Below are 4,999 nucleotides of genomic sequence, written 5' to 3'. Positions count from 1 at the left end.
TGGCGAAAAGCCATCCATGCGTCAACTCTAGCTTTGCACGTAGCCACCCCGCGCGATAATCGCGTGGAGTTTTTGCCATTTGAGAAAGTCGACGAAGGCGGCCGACAGTTTATTGTAGGTGCCAGTCTCCAACAGCACGGCGTCTTGCCCATAAGACTCCTGCGCCACCAGCCAGCGGCAACGGATTTTGCTGTTTGTAAGCTCGGGCGGCGCGACAAATCCGAGTTCGGCATTGCCGGTCTCGGGTTGATAGGCGTGTGTGATGCTGGCGCCACCGGCCTTATTTGGCTGAATCGCCGCACTGACACCTAGCACTTTCGTTACCTGCACCGCCGTTGCGCCATCATAAGGTGCGGCGGCCGGATCGCAGATCGATGATTTTGCGACAGACATCATCTGAAGCCTCTACGCGCGATTGGCGAACTTCACATTCGAACGCCACAGCACGAACTTGCCTCTCTTTAGTCGTGAAGCTGCTTGCGATACCCGGAGAGGCTTCTCCATCGACTTACTTGGGCGGAACTGGTCGGCCGACAGAAGGATACAAAATGCGCGGGTTGGATGATCCGGCTGCAAAAATGTCCGTTCGCGCGAGAGCTCAACCCGGCCTCGAGCCGGATCGTCTGAATGAGCGGTGCTGCAATCTCGTTGCCCGGCAGACGGAAGTTTGCGGCAATAGTGGGACTGATGTTGACCGCTGCTGCTATTCCGAGCAGGAGCAGGATCAGGATTAAGGTTGCATTGATCAGGATCAATCGGGCAAGCCTCATTGGGAGTTCTTTCGGAGCGGGGCGGCTGCGACCACTTTGGCCGCGGCGGCTTCTGCTCCTCATCCCAGCAATCGGCGTGCCGCTCGCGGAATATGATGCGCGCCTTGCGCCATAGCAGCCAAACACGCTTAAGCGCCAGCGTGGCTGTTGAATTGCGGCGGAATGGCCTCAGCGCCGTGTCAGCTTTCCGACTTCGGCGTCTTCAACCGAACATCTCTAGCCTCTTGAACGAAAAACTTCTGGCATTACTCTGCCCAAAGTTGGCTCCGCCGCGCCGTGATGTCCGATTTTGGATCTTTGAACGGCTCGACTCCGATCTCCGGACCGGCTGACCCGACGTGGCCGCCTGGGGTGTCGGAATACGATAAGTTCTGCCTTCACGTCTGCCACTACGAAGCGTCCGTTCGACGAGAACTCTGGGGCAGACGTCTCGTCCAGGCGCGGCGCGAGCTCGGCGTAGATGGCCCGGTGAAGGAGCATCGAGGCTGTCGTTTTTAACTGTGCGAAACTACGACGCGAGGCTCGATAACGCCCGAGGGCAGCTTGCATCAAGATCTTAGGCGCATGTCTCCAAACGTCGATAATGTGGATGCGTACCATCCAAAAAATCAATTTTACCAATGTCGCGGAATGTTGCATTGACAGCACTTGACGCCCGACGAATCACGTCACTGCTTCTGTCGCGCGGCGCGGCTGAAAGGCAGTGCGTTCGCGTCGAAGCGCCTAATGGAAGCAGCAGCATGGCAGATCAATTCGCGAAGGAAATTGTTGCACGAACAAGGAAAACGCTGTCGGCGGCCGCGAGACATCGACCACCAGGAACTGACCTGGTGTGGCATCCAGTCACTGGAGTTGCGGACATCATCTGCGTGGCGCAGTCCTACGCGATCGACGATTGAGATGAACACGGATGACGCCTGATCGAATCTCAAGTCTATCGGCGACGCACCTGTCCGCGGCGTGGTCGCTGAGAAGGCCTGAACGGGGAGGCGCGTCGTCGTTTCCGGAATGGGCGGGACCGGCGGCGCTTCCATTTATAGGGAGATGCGAAGGCCGCTCCGCCAGTGACCCGATTGCAACTCTGAGCTCAGGATAAGGGCCAAGCTCAAAACGCTGCCCGAGCATTAAATCGCCCGCAAGCAGCTGGTCGATCTCGAGGCCGCGCCCAATCTGGCGCGCGCGAGCGCAAGGTGCGCGTGGCGCTGAACAACGCCTCTGCCTTCGGCGGAGCAAACGCGTTTCTGGCATTCAACCAAATACATTTAGGAGAAAGTCTGTCCACAGTCTCGCCGGTTGAACGGCAGCATGGCTTCGGCGCGTGGTGCGCGTCTTGCTTAACGAGAGAAAAACACACGTAACTGCCAGCAAATCGCGCTGCCGGCTGTCGGAGTTCCGACATCGCCGTCTTCAATTGCGCACGGCTGGCATGACAAGGCTCGTCTGATGCCGTCGCCTCTCAACGCGCGGTGGCTCGGTGTTCGAGTTCATATTGGGAAGTAGCGTCATGACCACCATCGCAACTGCCGCACCCGCGCCGGTGTCGAGAACTTGGTACAAAATCCTCTACGTTCAGGTGCTGATCGCGATCCTGATTGGCGTCGTCGTCGGTTGGCTGTGGCCGTCGCTCGCGACCAGCGATTGGGTCAAGGCGCTTGGTGACGGGTTCATCAAGCTGATCAAGTTGGTCATCGCGCCCATCATCTTCTGCACCGTGGTCTCGGGCATTGCGCACATCCAGCATGCGAAAAAGGTCGGCTGGGTCGGCCTCAAGGCGCTGGTCTATTTCGAGATCGTCTCCACTTTTGCCTTGTTGCTCGGCCTTCTGATGGGCAATCTTTTCCAGATCGGCCACGGCCTTGCGGCCAAGCCCGATGCCGCAGCCGTCGCCAACTACGTGGAGCAGGCGGAAGCTTCGAAAACCGTCGATTTCATCCTCAATATCATTCCCGACAGCGTGGTCGGCGCGCTGGCGCGCGGCGACATCCTGCAGGTACTCTTATTTGCCATCCTGTTCGGCTTCTCGCTGATGGCGCTGGGTGAGCGCGGCGAGAAGTTGCGCGGCATGATCGACGACACGGCGCACGCGGTGTTCGGCGTCATCGCTATTGTCATGAAGGCCGCGCCGATCGGCGCGTTCGGCGCCATGGCCTTCACGATCGGCAAGCTCGGACCCTCGGCGCTCGGCAATCTAATCGGCCTAATCGCACTGTTCTACGCCACGGCCGCGCTGTTCGTGGTGGTCGTGCTCGGTCTGATCGCGCGCTCCGTTGGCTTTTCGATCTTCAAGTTTATCGCTTATATCAAAGACGAGCTCTTGCTCGTGCTCGGCACCTCGTCCTCGGAAAGCGCGCTGCCGCAGTTGATGAAGAAGCTTGAGCGGCTCGGCTGCTCCAAGCCCGTGGTCGGGCTCGTGGTGCCGACCGGCTACTCGTTCAACCTCGATGGCACCAACGTCTACATGAGCTTGGCAACGTTATTTATCGCGCAGGCGCTCGGGGTCGATCTTACCTTCGGCCAACAGCTCACGATCCTGATCGTGGCGATGATGACCTCGAAAGGCGCAAGCGGTATCACCGGGGCCGGCTTCATCACGCTCGCGGCGACGCTATCAGCGGTTAATCCGGCGCTAGTGCCTGGCATGGCAATCGTGTTCTCGATCGATAAATTCATGAGCGAGGTGCGCGCCCTTACCAATATCACGGGCAACGGTCTTGCCGCGGTGTTCGTGTCCTGGTGGGAAGGCGAGCTCGATCAAGCCACGCTCCATGCGCGGCTCAACCAGGAAAGCGATCGTTGTCCCTTGTTAACTGCAGTAGGTGCGCGATACCGCTGATCACGAGGCGGTTGTCCCTCGAAAACGGGGCCGTGGCAGTTAAGGGATCGATCCGTCGTCGATTTTCGTCCATCAGTCACAACAGATCTCGGTTATGCCACCCACCGCTCTCATCCCTCGGTGGTGCTATCGCATACGTGACGCGGCACCAGACATTACTACTGCGCGGCGGGCGATATACCCATTTTCGAGCGGCCAGAAATGTCACTGATTGCTGCGAGAATCGCGTCCATTTGCGTTTTTGTGCCGATGCTAACGCGGATACAGTCTTCAAGACCTTCATCAGGGAAAAAGGCAACGAGTATCTTTTGCCTTTCCAAAGCCAGCTGCCACCATCTGCCGTCGTGTCCCGCGGGCACACGGACTAGCAAGAAATTTGCGTCGGAGGGCGTTGCAGACAATCCAAGTTGTGACAGTGCGCTCGCCACTCGTTCTCTTTCCTGCGTGATGTGCCTATGGTTATCTTCGTAGATGGCGCGGTGCGCAAGAACGCTGATGCCCACCGCGTGACCGATCACATTCATGTTGAAGACGTTCTGGATGTTACGAAGCCTTCCGATAAGCTCTGGGTGGCCTAGTCCGAAGCCGACGCGAATGCCAGCGGCGGCGTAGCTCTTCGAAAATGTTCTTAAGATCAGAAGAGTCGGATAGCGGCTTAGGAGGCGTAGGCCATTATCAGGCGCAAAATCGACATACGCCTCGTCCAACACGACTAGACGGTCCGATTCTGCCACAAGGCGTTCGATGTCAGCGATCGGAATGAACGTTCCGGTTGGATTATTCGGATTAGCTACCAGAACGAACTTCGCGGCTTTTTCGCAACCCAACAACAATTGCTCTATAGGCAAGGACTGAGGTTCGTCACATCTGACTTCGAGAAGTTGAGCCCCTTGCAACATAGCAAGTTTGCGATTGAATGAAAAACCTGGAGACAGCATTGCCACGCTCTCGCCCGGGGGCAAGAAAGGCTCTGTAGATCAGCCCCAGAATCTCAGATGATCCATTGCCGGCAATCACATGATCCGTCGCTACGCCGTACGCATTGGCAGCTGCTTCCCGCAAGCTGAGGTTGTCATCTTCGGGATAAAGATACTGCCGCTCAAGGGCGGTAATTGCACTTTGCCATACGATCGTTGGCAGTGGAAATGGGTTCTCATTGGTATCTAGCTTCACGTAAGTTGCATCCGGCGCAGTCCGGCCGGCCGGCGGAGCATTCAACTGTCTCGCTGTCTGCGAAAGAGAAGACAGCACATTCTGCAATTTTGCATCCGACATCGTGTTCTTCCTTTGATTCGCCGGGGACAATCGCGGTTTGAAATGGACCCCGATTGTGGGACCACGTGCTTAGTTGGAAGGGGCTGCTCCGTTTGATAGACGGAGCGCATGATGACGACAA

At 57.4% G+C, this 4,999-nt stretch carries 4 protein-coding genes and 1 pseudogene; 2 read left to right on the top strand and 3 right to left on the bottom strand.

Translation table 11 applies throughout. The annotated features are described in order from the left end of the window. Nucleotides 1-27 precede the first annotated feature (27 nt). Complete coding sequence (locus AC5ZG1_RS43485) at nt 28-396, bottom strand: type 2 periplasmic-binding domain-containing protein (protein WP_051397370.1); 369 nt, start codon at nt 394-396, stop codon at nt 28-30. A gap of 65 nt (nt 397-461) precedes the next feature. Next, a complete protein-coding gene (locus AC5ZG1_RS43480) occupies nt 462-770 on the bottom strand; it encodes a hypothetical protein (protein ID WP_051397369.1) in 309 nt (102 codons plus the stop codon). Nucleotides 771-1,510: 740 nt separating this feature from the next. Here AC5ZG1_RS43480 and AC5ZG1_RS43475 point away from each other — a divergent pair. Beyond that, complete coding sequence (locus AC5ZG1_RS43475; protein WP_155255676.1) at nt 1,511-1,669, top strand: hypothetical protein; 159 nt, start codon at nt 1,511-1,513, stop codon at nt 1,667-1,669. Nucleotides 1,670-2,274: 605 nt separating this feature from the next. Then, nucleotides 2,275-3,603, top strand: coding sequence for a C4-dicarboxylate transporter DctA (gene dctA / locus AC5ZG1_RS43470; RefSeq protein WP_028169276.1), 1,329 nt, complete (start codon nt 2,275-2,277; stop codon nt 3,601-3,603). A 158-nt stretch (nt 3,604-3,761) separates the two neighbouring features. Here dctA and hisC read toward each other — a convergent pair. After that, nucleotides 3,762-4,878: pseudogene (gene hisC, locus AC5ZG1_RS43465) on the bottom strand (histidinol-phosphate transaminase). Between the last annotated feature and the right edge of the window lie 121 nt (nt 4,879-4,999).

It is taken from the genome of Bradyrhizobium sp. Leo78, assembly GCF_059512425.1.
The sequence above is the reverse complement of the archived record's forward strand: the minus strand, read 5'-3'. Positions and strand labels throughout refer to the sequence as shown.